The sequence below is a fragment of the Arthrobacter sp. NtRootA1 genome (genome assembly GCF_019976975.1).
GTDB classification, from domain to species: domain Bacteria; phylum Actinomycetota; class Actinomycetes; order Actinomycetales; family Micrococcaceae; genus Arthrobacter; species Arthrobacter aromaticivorans.
On the sequence record NZ_AP024630.1, the window covers coordinates 4,428,903 to 4,448,679 of the forward strand.

A 19,777-nucleotide genomic window follows, 5' to 3' on the forward strand; every position below is an offset into this window, starting at 1 on the left:
GATGCTCTCTCACATCGACGGAGGATGTGAGAGAACACCTGCGTCCAGGCGGCAGGATGTGAGAGAACGTCGGGAGGTCACTTGCAGCCGCACGACTGGCGCACGATCAGCTCCGTGGGCAGGATGCTGTGCTGCAGTGCCTCACCCCGTCCCTCCCCCACGAGTGCCCGAACAGCTGCTTCAGCCATCGCCTCCACAGGTTGGGCCACGGTAGTCAGCGCGGGCCAACTATATTCGGAATCGAGGGAACCGTCGAAGGACACAACGGCCATGTCATCGGGAACATTCAGCCCCGCCTCGTGGAGGGCGCGGAGGATTCCGATGGCCTGCATGTCGTTGCTGGCGAAAATTGCCGTGGGTCGGTTGGCCATGGCGAGAAAGCGCTTGCCTACCTCGTAGCCGCCCGGCCTGCTGAACTCGCCATGAAGCATGGGGCCATCCGGCAGTCCAGCGTCGCGCAAAGTTCGAAGCCAGCCCACTTCACGTCCGTCGAGCTGATTACCTGTGTTGGTTCCTATGGCCAGGCCAATGTTTGTGTGGCCGTGCCCTATGAGGTGCTCGACGGCGGCCCGGGCGCCTGCTTCGAGGTCCACACCTACACTGGTGAACCCTGGGGGCGAGCCGGCATTGTTCAGCAACACCGACGGGATTTCCGAGGCTTCAAGGTCGGTCAGGTCGGGATCGAACACGCAGCTCGCCAGGAACACTCCGTCCACTTGCCGTGCGGCAAGGTTGCGGATGTTTTGCCGTTCTTTGGCCAGGCTGCCGCCCGAGTTGGTAAGGACCATGCCGTAGCCAAGTTCTGCTGCAGCATCTTCAACAGCGTGGGCGAGCTGCGAGAAAAATGGGTTGGTGTTGTCGGGAACAATCACGCCCACAGTTTCGCTTGAGCCGAGCTTCAGAGCGCGCGCCGCAGCGTTTGGACGGTAGCCGAGGATACGGATTGCGTCGCGCACTTTTGCTTCCGTCGCGGGGGCCACGTTCTTGGGCCCGCCGTTCACAACGTAGCTCACGACGGCGGTACTCACCCCGGCGTACCGGGCCACGTCTTTGCGTGTAACCGGTCCGCGCGGGGTTTGTACTGCCGAAGTTGTCATGAGGTAAATGCTAGCTACATGGAGGGAGCGTCGCCGAAGTCCCGGATGGGAAGGCGTTCGCCGCCGCGGAGGGCAGATTCATGGGCTACGATTCCGGGCAAGGTGAAGCGGGCCGCAACCCACGCATTGACTGGCGGCAGCGTTCGGTTGTTGACTGCGGTGACGAAGTCATCCACAAGGAATTGGTGGCTGCCTTCGTGTCCGTTGGGCGCTCCGAGGAACTCCTCGGGAAGCCGTGACTGATCGTGAACAGGTGCCAGACCGGAAATGAAGGCATCCCGGAGTTCCGGCGCCACGTCAGCCAAAGAGAGGTCGTCGGCTGACATGGTGGGCTTTGTCTCAACTTGTTCCGAGACGTCCTCCACCTTCGTTTTGTCCTGCCACACTGTTGTGGTTGCCAGCTGCTCGAAGCTGGCTTCCGTGCCAAAGAAGCGGAAGCGGGACTCGCGCAGGTGCGAGGGGTAGCCGACCCGGCGCATCTCGTTGGTGCGCATCGCACCGCCGTCGTTCATTTCGAACAATGCCGTAGCGTTCGAGAAATCGTTGGCGAACATACTGACGTCCTTATCGAAGACGCCATCTCCACGATCGTCTTTGACCCCAATGCAACTGACGCTGACAGCGTGGCCCGGCACGGCGCCCAGGACGCCGCCGATGGCGTGGGTCGGATACAGCATGGGCGGATAGCTCGCCGTTTCCTTCCACCGCTCGCCACCGCTGTACTGGTAGGCCTCGTAGAAACCTAGATCCATGTCGTGGACGTAGTCGCCTTCGGTGTAGAAGATCCGGCCAAACTTCCCGGCGGCATGCTGTTGCCTGGCGAACACAGTCGCGGGGTTGTAGTAGCTGGTCTCCCCCATGGCGTAAACAAGCTTGGTTTCGCGGACGGCCTGGATGATCCGTTCGATTTCCGATTCGGAAATCGCCATCGGGACGGCGGAATACACGTGCTTGCCAGCGCGCAGCGCCCGCTCGACGAGGGGTCCGTGAGTCCACCGTTGCGTAAAGATGGCGACAGCATCGACGTCGGACTCCAGGAGTTCCTCAAAACTTCCCAACACGCCATCAAGGCCCCAGCGCTCCTGAGCTGCCGTGGCCCGCTCCGGTAGCTCATCCACCACGTAAACGTCACTGACACCGGGGTGGAGTTTGAAGAGGTGCGCGAACTGGCTGCCGAATTGCCCGACACCTAGAACACCGATCGAAAACGTCATCGTTTGCCTTTCCTGGAGCTGACTCGGCAGCAGTTGTAGTGGCCCCTCAGTGGGCTCGTTTGAGTCTTTCACTACGATCTACACGAGTCAACAAATTGGACATAAACGAACAAATCTTCCCAAAAAGCTTGCGTGGTTCGGATCTACTCGTGTAGATTCTAGTCCAGTTGTTACCCATATCACAGTCAGGAAAGGGTCGACGATGACCACGCTAACCAAGCAGCCGGATCCGGGGCTCTCCGTCCCCAGGGGGCCACGAAAGTCACGGAAACGGGGAAAACCGTCCGACGGCTTCCGCGGCATCGGGGACCTGAAGGTCGCTCTCTTCTTCATCGCTCCGGCGATGGTCGGATTGATCCTCTTCTACCTCGTGCCGACCATCCGGGGCATCTACCTGAGCTTCACCGAGTACAGCATCCTGGGTGACCCGGAATGGATTGGCGCCAGGAACTACGAACGCATAGCCAAGGATCCGCTGTTCTGGAACGCCCTGGGCGTCACCTCTGAGTACGTCGTGATCAACATTGTCCTTCAGACAGCGTTGGCCTTGGGTCTGGCAATCCTGATGCACCGGGTGGCAAAGTCCACCCTTATCCGCGGTGCACTCCTGATGCCCTATCTGATGGCCAACGTCATCGCGGCCCTGTTGTGGTTCTGGATGCTTGACTACCAGATCGGAATCATCAACCAGATCATCGAATGGACCGGGCTGCCTCGGGTGGCCTTCTTCGGCAGCGAGCAATGGGCCATCCCCACCCAGGCACTCATCAATACCTGGCGGCACATGGGCTACACAGCACTACTGATCTTCGCCGGCCTGCAGGCCATCCCCAACAGCGTCTACGAGGCTGCAAGCATCGACGGTTCCAAGGCCGTGAGCACTTTCTGGCGGATCACTTTGCCGCTGCTGCGCCCGGTCCTGGTGCTTGTCCTCGTCGTGACCGTGATCGGTTCCTTCCAGGTCTTCGACACCGTTGCCGTCACCACCGCCGGCGGACCTGTCAACGCCACCCGCGTGCTGCAGTTCTACATCTACCAGCGCGCCTTCAACGAACAGGACTTCGGCTACGGATCCGCGCTGGCCGTCATCCTCTTCCTCATCCTCGCCATCGTTGCCTTCATCCAGATGAAGTTCCTCCGCGGCAACCAGTCTGACCTGGACTAAGGACACGCCATGACCACTCTTGCCTCCCACAAGAACGGCGCCCGCCGTCGTCCTTTCAGCCGCCCCTTCAATTGGCGCCGCGCCATCGCTTTGACCCTTCTCGCCGTGGCCATAGCCGTGAGCATCCTGCCCTTCTACTGGGTACTTCGCACGGCCCTGTCCTCCAATGGATCCCTCGCAGCTAACTCCGCCAACTTGTTGCCGGCCGACTTCAACCTAGGCGCGTTCAAGCGGGTCTTCGGCCTCCAAAGTGCCTCCGAAGCCATCGCAGAAGGCGGCTCCGGTGCCTCGATCAACTTCTGGCAATACCTGTGGAATTCGTTGCTCTTCTCCGGCATCACCACAGCCTGCGCAGTGTTCTTCAGCTCGATGGCCGCCTATGCCTTCTCCCGGCTGCGATGGAAGGGCCGCGACGCCGTCTTCTCCCTGTTCCTTGCCACCATGCTCGTCCCGCCGATTTTCACCGCCCTGCCCAACTTCCTGCTCATCAAGAACCTGGGCCTGTTGAATTCCATGCTCGGGCTCGTGCTGCCTTACCTGTTCATGACCCCGTTCGCGATCTTCTTCATGCGCCAGTTCTTCCTGAACATGTCCAGGGAAGTCGAAGAAGCGGCCATGCTCGACGGCGCCAAGCACTGGCGGATCTTCTTCCAGATCATCATGCCCAACGCGGCCGCACCGATCGCGACCCTGGCACTGCTGACCTTCATGGGCCAGTGGAACGAATACTTCTGGCCCTTGCTCGTGGGCACCTCCGAAGAATCCCGGGTGCTCACCGTGGGTCTGGGAGTCTTCAAATCCCAGTCCCCGCAAGGCGCACCGGACTGGTCCGGGCTCATGGCCGCAACGCTCGTGTCCGCCACGCCCGTGCTGATCCTCTTCGCCATCTTCGGCAAACGGATCGTCAACTCCATCGGCTTCAACGGCACCAAATAGCTTTCTCCACCGCACTCCCGCGGAACCGGCATGTGCCGGCCGCACCCCATCCCGTCCTGAAAGGACAAACCATGATGAACAAGAAGGCATTCGGCGCTGTCGCCGTAGCAGCAGCCGCTGCTCTCGCCCTGTCCGCCTGCTCGGGCGGAAGCGCCGGAGGAGATGCTGCCAAGGGCGAGATCAACTACTGGCTCTGGGACGCCAACCAGCTCCCTGCCTACCAGCAGTGCGCCGCGGACTTCACCAAGGCCAACCCGGACATCACCGTCAAGATCACCCAGACCGGCTGGGATGATTACTGGTCCAAGATCACCAACGGCATGGCCTCCGGCACCGCACCGGACGTCTTTACCGACCACCTGTCCAAGTACCCGGACTTCCTCAAGACCAAACAGCTCGTGCCACTTGACGACGCCGTCACCAAGGACAAGGTAGAGCTTTCACAGTACAACGAGGGCCTCGCCGACCTCTGGGTGGGCCAAGACGGCAAGCGCTACGGGCTGCCCAAGGACTGGGACACCATCGCCCTGTTCTACAACCAGAAGATGGCCACGGACGCCGGCATCACCCCGGAACAGATGGGCTCCCTGAACTGGAACCCGCAGGACGGCGGAACATACGAGAAGGCGATCGCCCGCCTCACCGTGGACAAGAACGGCAAGCGCGGCGACGAAGCAGGCTTCGACAAGAACAACGTTGCCGTCTACGGATTGGGGCTGCCAGGCTCCGACGCCGAGAACGCCGGCCAGACGCAGTGGAGCTACCTGTCCGCCACCACGGGCTGGACCACCACGGACAAGAACCCATGGGGCACCCACTTCAACTACGACGACGAGAAGCTCCAGGACACCATCGACTGGTGGGCCTCACTCGCTGCGAAGGGCTACATGCCCAAGCTTGAAACAACCGTGGGCGCCAACGCAGCCGATAACTTCGGCGCGGGGAAGGCAGCCATCAACAGCAATGGTTCCTGGATGATCGGCCAGTACACCGGCTACAAGGGCATCGACGTCGGCATCGCCCCCACCCCTCAGGGCCCCGACGGCAAGCGCGCCTCCATGTTCAACGGCCTGGCCGATTCCATCTGGGCCGGCACGAAGAAGAAGGATGCTTCCATCAAGTGGGTCGAGTACCTCGGCTCTGCCGCGTGCCAGGACGTCGTCGCTTCCAAGGCCGTCGTGTTCCCGGCCATCACCACCTCTTCCGAGAAGGCCGCTGATGCCTTCAAGGCCAAGAACGTGGACGTCAGCGCCTTCACCCAGCACGTGAAGGACAAGACCACCTTCATGCTCCCCATCACGGACAACGCCGCCAAGGTTGCGGGAATCATGAAGCCGGCCATGGACGCGGTGATCGCCGGCAAGTCCCCGGCCAGTTCCCTGACCGCCGCCAACGAACAAGTCAACGCCCTCTTCAAGTAAAACCCCTCCCGTTGTGAGGCCTGTTCTGCGCTCTTTGACGCCCCGTTGGGACGTAGAACAGGCCTCACAAGTCCAGCACCATCTTTTGAAAGCGACTCATACCCATGCACCCGCTCCATCTCCGTTCCGCCGGTACCAGCCTGGTGATCAGCACTCACCGAGGAGAGGCCGAAATATCCCACTGGGGAGCAGACCTGGGCGACGCCCTTCCGGATCTTTCCATCCTCAATGAGCCCATCCCTCCTTCCTCGATCGATGCCAACGTACCGGCCGGACTCCTCCCGCAGGCGTCCTCCTCGTGGCAAGGCCGGACGGGGTTGCGCGGACACCGGTTCACGGACGGCGTTCCCGGGCATGACTTCTCTGTACGCCTGCGGGTGGCGAACGCGACGGGGGACGGGTCGTCAGCGGTGATCGTTCAATCAGATCCCGACGCCGGCATCACCGTCACGAGCAACCTCACTTTGCACCCGGGTGGGCTTTTGGAACTACGGCACACCGTCACCAACGACGGCACGTCGCCTTTCCAGGTGGACGAATTGGCGACGATTCTCCCGGTGGCGCCGGACGCCGTCGAGCTTTTGGACCTTACTGGCCGTTGGTGCCGCGAACGGCACCCGCAACGCAGGGCAATCCAGCAAGGAACCTGGGTCCGCACTGGCCGGCACGGCCGTACGGGACACGATTCCTCCCTGCTGCTTGCAGCCGGAACCGCAGGCTTCGGCAACCGGCACGGCAAAGTCTGGGCCACGCATTTGGCGTGGAGCGGAAACCACGAGCAATTTGCCGACAACGTAGCGGACGGCCGCACAATGATCGGCGGTTCCGAACTGCTTGGCCCCTCGGAAGTAGTGCTGCAATCCGGCGAAAGCTACACCACACCGGCGTTGTACGCTGCCTACTCCGACCACGGCTTGGACGGCATCAGCGAGGCCTTCTACAGCTGGTTCCGGTCCCGCCCGCACCACGTGGATGTCGCTGGGAAACCACGGCCAGTTGTCCTCAACACCTGGGAAGCGGTGTACTTCGATCACAACCTGGAGACCTTGATCGAGCTGGCCGAGTCCGCCGCGGACCTGGGCGTTGAGCGTTTTGTGCTCGACGACGGGTGGTTCCGCGGGCGCCGGGACGACCACGCTGGGCTCGGCGACTGGTATGTCGATGAGACCAGCTGGCCTTCAGGCCTCACGCCCCTGATTGATGCAGTGACTTCCCGCGGAATGGAGTTTGGGCTCTGGGTTGAACCGGAGATGGTGAACCTTGATTCGGACATCGCCCGCGCCCACCCCGAGTGGATCGTTGGACCATCTGCGTTGTCCTTCAAGGACGGTGGCCGCCTGCCGCTCGAGTGGCGACACCAGCACATCATCGACCTCGTCAATCCCGAGGCGTGGCAGTACATTTTTGACCGTATTGACGCCCTGCTACGGGAAAACAACATCAGCTACCTCAAGTGGGACCAAAACCGGGACCTCGTGGAGCACGGCCATGCGGGCCGAGCATCCGTGCATGAACAAACACTTGCCGCTTACCGGCTCTTTGATGCCCTCCGTGCGGCTCATCCGGGCGTCGAGATCGAGAGCTGCTCCTCCGGTGGCGCCCGGGTGGACCTCGGGATCCTCGACCGCACCGACCGGATCTGGGCCTCGGACTGCAATGACGCCTTGGAGCGGCAAACCATCCAGCGCTGGACCGGCATGGTGGTTCCCCCGGAGCTGGTGGGCGGGCACATCGGGCCCACCACGTCCCACACCACGGCGCGGACGCACGACCTGTCCTTCCGGGCCATCACCGCGCTGTTTGGACATTTCGGCATGGAGTGGGACATCCGCGAAGTCCAAGGGGCTGAGCGCGAGGAACTCAAGCGCTTCATCACCCTGTACAAGGAGCACCGCGGGTTGATCCACACTGGGCGGATGGTTCGCGCAGATCTGGCGGACGAGTCGCTGATGCTGCACGGTGTTGTTGCCGACCCTGCCATGCACGACGGCGGTACTGCAGTGGGTGCCACCGCAGCCCTGTTCGCCGTGGTCAAGACGCGGACCGGTTTCGCCGAGCAGCCCGGCCGCGTAGCCATTCCGGGACTGGAAGCTTCCCGTTCCTATCGCGTGGAAGCAATCTTCCCCACACCGGCGGATGCCGATTACGGGCACACGTTCATCGAGGCCCGGCCGGTCGCTTGGCTGGCCGAAGGTGCTGTGGCAACGGGACGCTTCCTGGGCGAGGTGGGCCTTCCCATGCCCGTCTTGAACCCCGAGCACGCACTTTTGCTGAGGTTCACTGCCCTGTAGCCCTTCTCTCACATCCAGAGGGCTTCCCGGGAACCTTCTCTCACATCCAGAGGGCTTCCCGGGAACCCTCTCTCACATCCTGACGGCTTCCCGGGAACCTTCTCTCACATCAGCCTAACTAGACCGTTTCAGCCAGGTAATCGATGGCCAGTTTGTACCCAAGCACACCCGCGCCGACGATGATCGCATTGCACACGCCGGACAAGTAGGAATGGTGCCGGAACTCTTCCCGCTGATGAACGTTGGTGATATGTACTTCAACCGAAGGCAGCTGAACCGCGGCCAGGGCGTCACGAAGTGCCACCGACGTGTGGGTGAAGGCGCCGGCATTGATGACGATTCCCGCCGCGGTTCCACGCGCCGCGTGGATAGCATCGAGGAGGTCCCCCTCGTGATTGGACTGAACGCAGTCCACCGTGAAGCCATGGGCAGCCGCCGCTGATATGGCCAACTGTTCGACGTCGGCGAGCGTGGAAGTGCCGTACTTCTCGGGCTCCCTGGTGCCCAAAAGGTTAAGGTTCGGTCCGTTGATCACAAGAATGGTGCCGCGACCAGCTTCGGTGGCGGGGGTGGCTTCAGTCATGGCTCCCAATCTATTAGGCGACGGGAGAATGTCGGGGAATTGCCCTCAAAGTTACTTGCGTGTGCATTGCCCGGGCGAAACCGGAGCGCTAAGACCTGGAGCTTGTGCAGCCACCGGCTGGATGTCCTCCATGGTGAGTGCGAAGCCAAGCGCAGCATCGGTGGTGGTCTTGGCAAAGATCAGGCCTGCTACCTGTCCCTGCATGGTGAGCAGCGGCCCTCCCGAGTTACCGGGTTGGACGTCACCCGCAAGCTTATAGACCGACTCCGGAGAAGGATTGCTGCCATAAATATCGGGAACCAGGATGGTCGAGACACCTTGGACCGTTGCTGGTTTGGACTGGAAAGGACCGCCGTGCGGGTAGCCCGCAAAAGCTGCGGGGCTGCCAGCTGCCAGGTCTGGACTCAACTGGAGTGGATCCGATGAAAGTCCGTCCACTGCCAAAACTGCGATGTCCCGCTGGGAGTCGAAATAGACCACCCGTCCCGGCAACGCGCCGCCGTCGGGAATCTCCACCACCGGTTGCGACACGCCCGCCACAACGTGCGCATTGGTCACGACGCGCCCGGGCGACACCACAAATCCGGATCCAGTTTGATTCTGGCCGCATTCAAATGCCGTTCCGGCAATCTTCAGGACGGACTCGGCGGCCCGGTTCAGGGCAGGAGTGTCAGTGGACTCGTTGGGAACCGGAACCGGCGTCGCTGGGCCGAAGCCCTCAATCAGCGTGGGAATACCGTCGCCGATCACCGTTGACCGCAGTTGCGCCATAGTGGTTTTGACCGGCGTCGGCGTCAAGGAATCGATGTACCGAATGACACGCGATTCAGCCAACTGCTGCGAGACAAACGGCACGCCCAGCGAACTGATACTGAAGGCCAACATGGACATCACCAGCGCCGCGACCACCACGCTGACCACGCCGCCAATCAACCGGTCAGCTGCGTGCAAGGGCTTTATCCGCACGGCATGGCGGACTTTTCGTCCGATCATGGTCCCCAGCCCGTGGCCAAGTGCAATAAGTACGACGGCGGCACCCACCGTTGCCGTCAGCCTCCAACCGCTATCGCTCACCCAGCCGCTCACAAGTGGAACAGCCACAAATGCAGCAATCGCGCCAACCACAAAACCGGCAATTCCGCCCAGCGTCACCAGGAAGCCATTGCGCAGGCCATAGATCAGGTAGGACAGCAGCATCAAGATCAATGCCAAATCCAAAATCGTCAAGCCAAACACCAATGCTCCTTGTGACCGGGTAGCGCCAATTGTAGTTGGGCACCCTGACAGGGAACCGTTAGTCCCATCACGATACGGGTCCCCTCCGAGCGCACAAAGGCACGGCAAACAGGGGCTGACAGGGGCAAAAACCGCGCCGTTTCAGCGTTTCGCCTGCCAAGTACGTCACAGAAGCTTAAAAATTCTGAAACAATGGCTGGAGCGCCACGACCGAAACTTATATTCAGGAGATTTCATGGACATCGAGGTATTGCGCCGCGCACCCCTCTTCGCCACCCTTGACGACGACGCATTCCGCTTGCTGACGGACGAGCTCACCGAGGTGGACCTCTCACGCGGGGCATCGGTATTCCGCGAAGGCGACCAGGGTGACCAGCTGTACTTCATCGTTTCCGGCAAGGTAAAGCTCGGCCGCACCTCCCCCGATGGCCGCGAGTCCCTGTTGGCCATCCTCGGCCCTGGAGAACTCTTCGGCGAAATGGCGTTGTTCGACCCCAGCCCCCGCACCGCCACGGCCACCGCCGTCTCCGAAACGCGCCTGGCAGGTCTAAAGAACGAAAGCCTCAACGCGCTGCTTCGCACACGTCCCGAGGTTTCCGCGCAGCTGTTGCAGGCACTCGCCCGCCGACTCCGCCGCACCAACGATTCACTGTCCGACCTCGTTTTCTCGGACGTCCCGGGCCGCGTCGCCAAGGCGCTCCTGGATCTGGCTGACCGCTTCGGGCGTCCGGCCACCGACGGCGTGCTGGTTGCCCACGAACTGACGCAGGAAGAACTGGCCCAGTTGGTGGGCGCTTCCCGCGAAACGGTCAACAAGGCACTGGCCGAGTTCGTCCAGCGCGGTTGGCTACGTCTGGAAGCGCGCGCCGTCGTCATTCTGGACATGCAGCGACTCCGCCAGCGTTCGCGCTAAATTTGTCCTTGCAAAAAAGCCGCTCCGGTAATGAACCGGGGCGGCTTTTTTCGTCGGGACGTGAGAGAGGAACCATCAAAACCCGTCGGGATGTGAGAGAGGAACCATCAAAACCCGTCGGGATATGAGAGAGGAACCGATTTAGCGCTCCCGCTGTGGCTCTCCGGCTACGGTCCTGGCGGCTTCGACCTCGAGCATCAGCACTCCACCTTCATCTACCAGTTTGGGTTGGTACAGGTGGGCCTTGCGCTTGTAACTCAGGTAAGCGATACAGCCGTTGGCGTGGGCCATTTTTTCGAGCATGATTTCGGATCCTGGCACCAGAAGCTGGCCGAGGGTGAGTCCCACCGTGTTTTCCTGGGCTATTTCGTCGCCGAGGGCTGTGGTGTCGCGAAGCGCGATCGCTTCCGCGGCGCACACCCAACGGCCCCAGACTCCCTTGCTGCCCAGGATGCTCGGCTGCTGGTTCACGGGGACCGTGGCGGCGAAATAGCGCGTATTGAAACGGGTGTGCGCGAAGTCGGGGCTGAGCCAGTTGACCAGGGGCTTCAGCAGGTCCGTGCGCAGCGAAAGGCCACGCTTGGCAAGCACTTCGCTGAAGGACTTTTCCTGGCTGGACACAGCTTCCCGGGCTTTCATCCATTCCACCGTGGAGTTGGCCTCCACGGTGGAGGAAGCGTCGGGGCCGGCAAGGAGGACGCCGGTTTCCTCGAAGAGTTCGCGGATTGCGCCCACCACGTGGCGGCGGGCGAGTCCGACGTCGTCCGTTCCCATGTGCTCAGCCCAATACTGAGGTGAGGGACCCAACCAACCGACGGGGTCGTCATCGGACTGGTCCAGGGACCCACCTGGGTACGCGACGACACCCAGCGGCGAGGAGCCTGGCCTGTAACCAAGCCAGGTCTCCAGACCGGTGGGTGAGTCCCGCAAGAGGACGACGGACGATGCGTAGCGGGCGGCCCTGGGGGTCCGCTCGCCGAGCTCAAGCCAGTTTCGTGCCGCCCCTTCGAGTGCCGGGGGGAGTTCGAACAGGCGGCGGGCAAGCTGCGGCAATTGGGTGAACCGGTTCCTTAGCTGAATTCAGCGATGAGCTCGACTTCAACGGGAGAGTCGAGCGGCAGGACGGAAACGCCGACGGCGGAGCGTGCGTGCTTGCCGGCGTCGCCCAGTACCTGGCCGAGCAGTTCGGAGGCGCCGTTGATAACGCCGGGCTGGCCCGTAAAGGTGGGCTCGGACGCAACGAAGCCAACTACCTTGACGATGCGGGTGATGCGGTCGAGGTCGCCGATGACGCTCTTAACGGCAGCGAGGGCGTTGATCGCGCAGACAGCGGCGTAGCGCTTGGCATCCTCGGGATCGACGGTGGGTTCATCCGAAGCGCCCAACTCGCCGAGGGACACCTTGCCCGTAGCTTCGAGTTTGCCATTAATAAAGGGCAGCTGGCCGGAGGTGTAAACGTAGTTGCCGGAGACGATCGCGGGCACGTAGGCGGCAACGGGTGCGGCCACGTCCGGGAGGGTCAAGCCGAGCTCGGCGAGACGCTGCTCAACGGCCGACGTCGGAGCGCCGGATTCCGCGGCAGACGTGGTTTCTGCGGGGGTTGTCATGATTACTGCTTCTCCCTCTTCAGGTATGCAACAAGGCCTTTGCCATCGGGTCCACCGACGACCTGGACAAGCTCCCAACCGTCCTCGCCCCACTGGTCCAGGATCTGTTTCGTGGCGTGGATAATGAGCGGAATCGTGGCGTACTCCCATTTGGTCATGACAGAAAGCCTAGCCCTTGCCGGTAAAGTGGAAAACATGGTGACTCGCAAGAACCCCATATTCGACACTGCCACCACCCTCGGAAAGATTTTAGGTTTCCTTGGCGTGAGCGCGATTTGTGGCGTCCTGGTGGCGGGCCTTTTGGTCCCCGCAGCCGCCGTTTCGGGCAGTGCCGCAAGTGGTTCAATCCAGTTCTTTGACACTCTGCCGGCAGAGCTGCAGGTGGACCCGCCGAGCCAGAACACAACGATTCTGGCGAAGGACGGTACACCGATTGCGTCGATCTACGCTGAGAACCGGACCAAGGTTCCGCTGGATCAAATGAGCCCGTTCATCAAGGACGCTGTCATCGCTATCGAGGACAGCCGTTTTTATGAGCACGGCGGCATCGACACCACCGGCATCATGCGAGCCATCGTGAGCACCGCCCGCGGCAACAAACAGGGCGCATCCACCATTACGCAGCAATACGTCAACAACGTCATCAATGAATCGCTGGTGGCATCCGGCAAGGACGAAGACGTCAAGCTGAACGGCCTCAACAAGGGCGTCGGCGATAAGCTCCGCGAGATGAAGCTGGCCATTGCCTTGGAGAAGAAGTTCTCCAAGGAGCAGATCCTTGAGGGCTACCTCAACATCGTCTTCTTCAACCGTGACGCCTACGGCATTGAAGCTGCTTCCAAGTTCTTCTTCAGCACTTCTGCCAAGGACCTGACACTTCCGCAGGCAGCCTTGCTGGCTGGTTTGGTGAACAGCCCGTCCGCCTTCGATCCGATCACCAACCCGGATAACTCCAAGAAGCGCCGCGACCTTGTGCTGGCTGCCATGGTGAACCAGGGCAAGATCAGCCAAGCACAGTACGACGAAGCGGTTGCCACCCCTGTCACCACCAAGGTCACCCCCGCACGCCAGGGTTGCGCGTACGCCACCATGGCTCCGTACTTCTGCGACTACGTGCTGCACCTGCTCTTGAACAACCCGGCGTACGGCGAGACGTCGGACGAGCGCGAGAAGCGGGTCATGCGTGGTGGCCTGACCATCCGTACCACCCTTGATCCCACCGCTCAGACCGTTGCCCAGCAGCAGGTCGATGGGACAGCTGGCGCCAACCCGGACAAGTGGGGTGCCTCGATCGTCTCGGTCCAGCCAGGCACCGGCCAGATTGTGAGCATGGCCCAGAACACTGTTTGGCTTCCCCAAGACGGCAAGTTCGATCAGACCCAAAACTTCAACGTGGATGTCCTCGATGCCGACGGCAATGACCTCAACGGCATTGGCGGCTTCCAGCCCGGTTCTACCATGAAGCCGTTTACGTTCGCTGAATGGCTGAACGAGGGCAAGTCGATGAATACGACGATCAACGCTTCAGTCCGCAGGTACCCGCAGAACTTCCGGTGGAGGAACACCTGCCCTGCGCCCACCGTTGGCTGGTATGACGCCACCAATGGCACGTTCGACCTCCAAAACTCGGACGAGGGCTACTACAGAAACATGACGGTCCTCTATGGCCTCATGAACTCCATCAACACGGCGACGTTTGCGTCGGCTGCCCAGCTGGACCTCTGCGGAATCCAGGGCATCGTCGATGCTACGGGCATCCACAGCGGCCTGCCTGCACGGGACGATACTGGCAAGATCACGGACCCCAATCCCAAGGTGCCAATGACCACCCTGGGTAACCTCATCGGTTCCACCCAGACTGCGCCTCTCACCATGGCCAGCGCCTTCGCCACGTTTGCTGCCGATGGCAAGTACTGCCAGCCAATCGCGATTACGTCGGTAAAGGACCAGTCCGGCGCCGACCTCCCGGCCCAATCCTCCAACTGCAAGGATGCCGTCAAACCTGAGGTTGCCCGAGGCGTGGCGTACGCTATGCAGGAAGTCTTGAACGCCGGTTCGGGTTCGCTGATCCGGCCTGCTCTTTCCACTCGTAACAACTTCCCGGTAGCCGCCAAGACCGGTACCAACGACACCAACGGTTCCACCTGGGTGGTCGGCTACACCACGGGGTTGGCAACAGCCTCCTGGTTCGGTGACCCCTTGGGTGACCAGAAGCGTCCCGGACGTAACCTGACCGTCAACGGCAAGTTCTACCAGTCGATCGACGGTTACATGATTGCAGGCCCGCAGTTCACCAACTACATGCTTGCCGTTGCTCCTGCGTATGGCACCAACCCGTTCCAGGCGCCGCCGTCCAACCTCCTCGGAGGCCCTGCTCCGCAGCGCAGTACAGCGCCGGCACCCACGCAGAACAATCCCGCTCCCCCGACGACAGCCCCCACTGGTAACACGGGCAATAACGGGAATGGGAACAACAGCGGCCCTGGCAAGGATTAACCGTGCAGTTCCCTGATTCCCTGGCAAACCGCGTCCGCACCATCGGGCGCGGTTTCGCCGTCACCACTGCCCTCGGTGCCGCTGCGGGCACGGCAGCTGCTGCCTACGGTTGGTGGGAAAAGGACCAGTTCGGAGTCCGCCATGAGGCTCTCCCCATCCTCCCCGAAGGTTCGGAGCCGTTCCGCGTGCTGCACCTGAGCGATATCCATTTCGTTCCGGGACAGGACAAGAAAACCCAGTGGCTTCAGTCTTTGGTGGATTTGAAGCCCGATCTTGTAGTCAACACCGGCGACAACCTCAGCCACGAACAGGCCGTCGATCCGCTGATCACCGTTCTCCGGCCTCTCATGGAATTTCCCGGTGTCTTCGTCCCGGGTTCCAACGATTACTACGCACCCAGGATCAAGAACCCGGCGGGCTACTTCCGCGGACCGTCGAAACTCAGGACTGATCCCATCAAGCTCGACTGGCCCAGGTTGCGGTCTGCGTTCGGCATGGGGGGCTGGATCGACCTCACCAACCGCGCCCAGTCGGTGGTGTTGAACGGCCTGCGTTTCGATTTCTCGGGGGTCGATGATCCCCACCTGAAGCGCGAACGTTATGCTGGTTGGCCCCGCGGCACCGTCAACCAGGATGCCCGTCCCCACCTGAGGATCGCCGTCATCCATGCACCGTACCAACGCGTCCTCGACCACTTCACCAAAGCCGAAGCAGACCTGATCCTGGCCGGACACACCCACGGCGGCCAGATCTGCATCCCGGGTTACGGCGCTCTCGTATCCAACTGCGATCTCCCGACATGGCGGGCGAAGGGCCTCCACGATTGGGAAAGTGACGGGTTCACGACGCCGGTGAACGTCTCAGGCGGCATTGGCACCTCGCGCTACGCACCGGTCCGGATCGCGTGCCGCCCGGAAGCGGTCCTTCTGACACTCACGGCCCGCAGCTAGACGCCGAGCGCAGCTAAACGCACGGACTATTACGAACCCCAATAACTGGGGAACTTTCCACATAGCAAAGTGTGGTCCTGTGAAACGAATCACGGCATGGCATAGGGTAGTTGCTACGGGAAACTACCTCCGCACCATCTGAAGATCCAGCTGTTGAGAAGCGGGCATGTCCAAACAAACGTCATTCTTCACATCCGTCGGCCGCCTGTTCCCTCATGTGCGGCCCATCCTCCCCCGGCTTTTCATGGGCCTCCTCTGCGCCCTGCTCGCCAGCATCGTCGCGCTGGCCATCCCCCAGGTGCTGCGTGTATTGGTCAACACCTCGCTTCAGCCGGGCGGTGACCCAGGTGCTGTCTGGATTGCCGCCGTCGTGATTCTTGCGCTTGGTGTGGCTGAAGCCGGGCTGGTGGCTTTGCGGAGGCAGTTCGTGATCAACCCGGCCACCACGGTTGAGACCAGGATGCGCGTATCGCTGTATGGTCACCTCCAGCAACTCACAGTGTCCTTCCATGATCGCTGGGGTTCAGGGCAGTTGCTGTCCCGCGCCATGACGGACTTGAGTTTCCTGCGCCGCTGGATGGCGTTCGGCGCGATCATGCTGGTGGTCACCACATTGACAGTGATCATTGGCGTCGGCGTCATGTTCTCCATGAGCTGGCAGCTGGCGTTGATCTTCCTCGGCGCGGCTGTGCCGATCATGGTCAATTCGTTTCGCTTCCGCCGTCGTTTCAGCCTGGTCACGCGCCTCAGCCAGGACCAGGCGGGCGATCTTGCTACCACCGTGGAAGAGTCCGTCCACGGCATCCGCGTCCTGAAGGCTTTCGGCCGCAGCCGCGAAGCGCTGGAGAATTTCAACGGCCAAGCGGAAGAGCTGCGGCAGACAGAGATTGCCAAGGCGAAGCAGCAAGCCGGCTTCACGCTGGTGGTCACCTTGCTGCCTGAGTTGGCACTGGGCGTCGGCCTCGTGGTGGGCATCATGCTCGCGGCAAGCGGCCAGCTGAGTATCGGCTCGCTGGTTGCGTTCTTCGCGACCGCAGCCGTGGTGGCCACTCCCGTGGAATTTTCCGGCATGCTCCTTGCCATGGCGCTGACTGCCAAGACTGCGCTGGACCGGCACTTCGAGGTCATGGACACCGAGAACACCATCACCTCGCCGGATCAGGCTGCGGTGCCGGAAACAGTGAAGGGCGCCCTGCGCTTTGAGCACGCGGGCTTCGGATTCGACGACGGCAGTATGCTCCTGCGTGACATCACCCTGGATATTCGTCCTGGCGAAACCATGGCACTGGTGGGCATCACCGGCAGCGGCAAGAGCGCCTTGCTCCAACTGGTACCCCGTCTTTATGACGTCAGCGAAGGCTCCGTGACTATAGATGGTGTGGACGTCCGCGACTACGACATCGAGGAACTCCGGCGCATCGTTGCGGTGGCTTTCGAGGACACCACACTGTTCTCCAGCTCGGTACGGGACAACGTCCTGCTCGGCTCCCCTGAGCCCAGCGACGCAGCCCTGGATGAAGCCTTGGACGTTGCCCAAGCCCACTTCGCGTACTCTTTGCCAGAAGGCGTCGACACGCTGATTGGTGAGGAAGGATTGAGCCTTTCAGGTGGCCAGCGGCAGCGCATAGCCCTTGCCCGGGCCATCGCAGCGAAGCCGAAAGTGTTGGTCCTGGACGATCCTCTCTCGGCCTTGGACGTCAACACCGAGGAACGTGTGGAAGCAAGATTGCGCGAAGTACTGCACGAGACCACCACGCTGATCGTCGCGCACCGGCCCTCGACCGTGGCATTGGCGGACCGCGTGGCCTTGCTTGAGAACGGAACCATCACCGCGGTCGGAACCCACACGGAACTGCTGGCTGAAAACGCCCACTACCGCTACGTCATCGCAAGCCTGGATACCGGTCCGAGGGACCTGGACAGCGAACTGGACGAGCTCGAAGACGCCGAGGAGGCCCGCCGGTGAGCGCCACAACCTTTGGAACCGCCAACGAGGACAACACGCTCCTGAGCAAAGCGGACAGCAAAGCAGTACGACGCCGGTCACTGGCCTTGCTGGGCTCGCTGATCCGCCCGGTGCGGTTGCGTTTCTGGATGACAATCGTGATGGTGGTGGTTTCACAGCTCACCCGCGTGGCGGGGCCAGCCCTGATCGCCTTTGGCATCGACACCGCTTTGCCCGCATTGCAAGCCGGCGACAATGGCCCGTTGGTACTCGCCGGTGCCTTGTACTTGGCCGCGGCAGTCGCCACCGCTGCAATGACCGCCCTCTACGTAACGTCCACAGCCCAATTGAGCCAAGCCATGCTTCTGGACCTCCGGGTCCGCGTGTTCAGGCACACCCAGCGGTTGAGCCTTGAATTCCATGAGAAATACACGTCCGGCCGCATCATCGCCCGTCAAACCTCGGACCTCGAGGCGCTGCGGGAGTTGCTGGACTCCGGCGTAAGCTCGCTGGCCTCGGGCATGCTGTTCATGCTCTTCACAGCCTTCACTGTATTTGCCTTGGACTGGCGGAGCGGATTGATCATGCTTGCGGCGGGTGTGCCCATGTTCCTACTCGCGCGCTGGTACCAAAAGCATTCACAGATCGCGTTCCGGGAATCCCGGGTGGTTTCGGCGCGGTTGATCGTACACTTCGTGGAAACCATGACCGGCATCCGTGCAGTGAAGGCCTTCCGCAAGGAGCGCGAGAACGCCGACCGCTATGGAGCCCTGGCTGAGGACTACCGCAAGAACACTGTCCGCTCCATCAACCTGAACGGCATCTTCCAGCCGGGACTGGTCCTGATCGGCAACGTGTGCGTGGCGACGGTCCTGTTGTTCGGCGGGTTCAGGGTGCTCAGTGGTGACCTCGCAGTGGGCGTACTCCTGGCCCTCATCTTGTCCACGAAGCGCTTCTTCCAGCCGGTGGACCAGATGGCCATGTTCTACAACTCCTTCCAGAGTGCCCAGGCTGCACTGGAGAAAGTATCCGGGCTCCTCGAAGAGGTACCCACCGTCCGGCCTCCAAAAAATCCTGTGCCGCTGAAGAGTTCACGCGGCGAGATCGACTTCAAGGGTGTGCAGTTCGGGTACAGCGACGGCAAGGTGGTTGTGCCCCAGCTGGACCTTCACATTCCGGCTGGCCAAACCGTCGCCTTGGTTGGGCAGACGGGCGCCGGCAAATCCACTCTTGCAAAACTCGTCGCGCGCTTCTACGACGTCACGTCAGGCGCCATCACTTTGGACGGCATTGACCTCCGTGATCTGGCTACCACCGACCTTCGCCGCGCAGTGGTCATGGTGACCCAGGAAGCCTTCCTGTTCAGCGGCTCCGTGGCGGAGAACATCGCGCTGGGCCGGCCGGAGGCTTCGCGTGCTGAAGTGGAGGCGGCGGCAAAAGCAGTGGGCGCCCATGAATTTATCCTGAGCTTGCCCGAGGGATATGACACGGATGTGAACAAGCGTGGTGGCCGCGTGTCCTCGGGCCAGCGCCAACTGATCGGATTCGCCAGGGCCTTCCTCGCCGCGCCTGCCGTTCTGATCCTGGATGAAGCAACGTCTTCACTCGATATTCCCTCCGAGCGGATGGTGCAGGCAGGACTCGCCCATCTTCTGGAGGGTGTTGCAGGCCAGAACGCTGCCCGTACGGCCATCATCATTGCCCATCGCCTCTCCACCGTGGAGACAGCGGAAAGGGTGCTGGTGGTCCACGACGGCCGGATTGTTGAGGACGGAACACCGGCCGAGCTAATCACTGGTGGTGGCCAGTTTGCCCGGCTCCACGGAGCCTGGCGGGACTCGCTCGTGTGAGGAGCGACACCCGCTCCTCGATTTCGCATCCCGCAGCGATTCAGCTATCCTTGAACAGTTGCTTTCGCAGCGG

16 protein-coding genes are annotated in these 19,777 nt (G+C 61.7%); 9 read left to right on the top strand and 7 right to left on the bottom strand.

Going from position 1 to position 19,777, the window contains the following annotated elements; translation table 11 throughout:
- Window positions 1-77 precede the first annotated feature (77 nt).
- Entirely contained in the window at window positions 78-1,097 is a 1,020-nt protein-coding gene (locus tag LDN90_RS20140; RefSeq protein WP_223946853.1) for a LacI family DNA-binding transcriptional regulator, read from the bottom strand.
- 14 nt (window positions 1,098-1,111) lie between these two features.
- The gene (locus tag LDN90_RS20145; protein ID WP_223946854.1) at window positions 1,112-2,311 is read right to left on the bottom strand and encodes a Gfo/Idh/MocA family oxidoreductase; all 1,200 of its coding nucleotides are present in this window, start codon (window positions 2,309-2,311) and stop codon (window positions 1,112-1,114) included.
- A gap of 202 nt (window positions 2,312-2,513) precedes the next feature.
- On the opposite strand from LDN90_RS20145, the gene LDN90_RS20150 reads away from it, so the two are divergent.
- From LDN90_RS20150 to LDN90_RS20165, 4 genes are all read left to right on the top strand, one after another.
- Window positions 2,514-3,476, top strand: coding sequence for a sugar ABC transporter permease (locus LDN90_RS20150; RefSeq protein WP_223946855.1), 963 nt, complete (start codon window positions 2,514-2,516; stop codon window positions 3,474-3,476).
- Window positions 3,477-3,485: 9 nt separating this feature from the next.
- Window positions 3,486-4,412: a carbohydrate ABC transporter permease gene (locus tag LDN90_RS20155; RefSeq protein ID WP_216927015.1), complete on the top strand. Its 927-nt coding sequence runs from the start codon at window positions 3,486-3,488 to the stop codon at window positions 4,410-4,412.
- A gap of 71 nt (window positions 4,413-4,483) precedes the next feature.
- A complete protein-coding gene (locus tag LDN90_RS20160; RefSeq protein WP_223946856.1) occupies window positions 4,484-5,833 on the top strand; it encodes a sugar ABC transporter substrate-binding protein in 1,350 nt (449 codons plus the stop codon).
- 104 nt (window positions 5,834-5,937) lie between these two features.
- Window positions 5,938-8,124, top strand: coding sequence for an alpha-galactosidase (locus LDN90_RS20165; RefSeq protein WP_223946857.1), 2,187 nt, complete (start codon window positions 5,938-5,940; stop codon window positions 8,122-8,124).
- A 118-nt stretch (window positions 8,125-8,242) separates the two neighbouring features.
- Here LDN90_RS20165 and aroQ read toward each other — a convergent pair whose 3' ends face one another.
- Complete coding sequence (gene aroQ, locus LDN90_RS20170; RefSeq protein ID WP_223946858.1) at window positions 8,243-8,707, bottom strand: type II 3-dehydroquinate dehydratase; 465 nt, start codon at window positions 8,705-8,707, stop codon at window positions 8,243-8,245.
- 51 nt (window positions 8,708-8,758) lie between these two features.
- Complete coding sequence (locus LDN90_RS20175) at window positions 8,759-9,943, bottom strand: MarP family serine protease (protein WP_223946859.1); 1,185 nt, start codon at window positions 9,941-9,943, stop codon at window positions 8,759-8,761.
- Window positions 9,944-10,178: 235 nt separating this feature from the next.
- Here LDN90_RS20175 and LDN90_RS20180 point away from each other — a divergent pair, with 235 nt between their 5' ends.
- Complete coding sequence (locus LDN90_RS20180) at window positions 10,179-10,856, top strand: Crp/Fnr family transcriptional regulator (RefSeq protein WP_011775987.1); 678 nt, start codon at window positions 10,179-10,181, stop codon at window positions 10,854-10,856.
- A gap of 141 nt (window positions 10,857-10,997) precedes the next feature.
- Here LDN90_RS20180 and LDN90_RS20185 read toward each other — a convergent pair whose 3' ends face one another.
- From LDN90_RS20185 to LDN90_RS20195, 3 genes are read right to left on the bottom strand one after another with little or no spacing between them, the layout of a single operon-like run.
- On the bottom strand, window positions 10,998-11,909 hold the full coding sequence (locus LDN90_RS20185) for an NUDIX hydrolase (protein WP_216927010.1): 912 nt from the start codon (window positions 11,907-11,909) through the stop codon (window positions 10,998-11,000).
- 17 nt (window positions 11,910-11,926) lie between these two features.
- Window positions 11,927-12,463 (bottom strand): RidA family protein, encoded by a 537-nt coding sequence (locus LDN90_RS20190; RefSeq protein ID WP_223946860.1) that lies wholly within the window; start codon window positions 12,461-12,463, stop codon window positions 11,927-11,929.
- A 2-nt stretch (window positions 12,464-12,465) separates the two neighbouring features.
- Window positions 12,466-12,621 carry a DUF4177 domain-containing protein gene (locus LDN90_RS20195; protein WP_011775990.1) on the bottom strand — a complete coding sequence of 52 codons (156 nt, stop codon included), beginning with the start codon at window positions 12,619-12,621 and terminating at the stop codon, window positions 12,466-12,468.
- On the opposite strand from LDN90_RS20195, the gene LDN90_RS20200 reads away from it, so the two are divergent.
- The 4 genes from LDN90_RS20200 to LDN90_RS20215 all read left to right on the top strand — a co-directional run bounded on the left by LDN90_RS20200 (window position 12,620) and on the right by LDN90_RS20215 (window position 19,704).
- Window positions 12,620-14,959 carry a transglycosylase domain-containing protein gene (locus LDN90_RS20200; RefSeq protein ID WP_223946861.1) on the top strand — a complete coding sequence of 780 codons (2,340 nt, stop codon included), beginning with the start codon at window positions 12,620-12,622 and terminating at the stop codon, window positions 14,957-14,959. The genes LDN90_RS20195 and LDN90_RS20200 overlap by 2 nt on opposite strands.
- Before the next feature lie 2 nt (window positions 14,960-14,961).
- Window positions 14,962-15,909 carry a metallophosphoesterase gene (locus tag LDN90_RS20205; protein WP_223946862.1) on the top strand — a complete coding sequence of 316 codons (948 nt, stop codon included), beginning with the start codon at window positions 14,962-14,964 and terminating at the stop codon, window positions 15,907-15,909.
- Window positions 15,910-16,075: 166 nt separating this feature from the next.
- Window positions 16,076-17,875: an ABC transporter ATP-binding protein gene (locus LDN90_RS20210; RefSeq protein WP_223946863.1), complete on the top strand. Its 1,800-nt coding sequence runs from the start codon at window positions 16,076-16,078 to the stop codon at window positions 17,873-17,875.
- Window positions 17,872-19,704 (top strand): ABC transporter ATP-binding protein, encoded by a 1,833-nt coding sequence (locus tag LDN90_RS20215; RefSeq protein ID WP_223946864.1) that lies wholly within the window; start codon window positions 17,872-17,874, stop codon window positions 19,702-19,704. The genes LDN90_RS20210 and LDN90_RS20215 overlap by 4 nt, the downstream gene beginning before the upstream one ends.
- Window positions 19,705-19,777 lie beyond the last annotated feature (73 nt).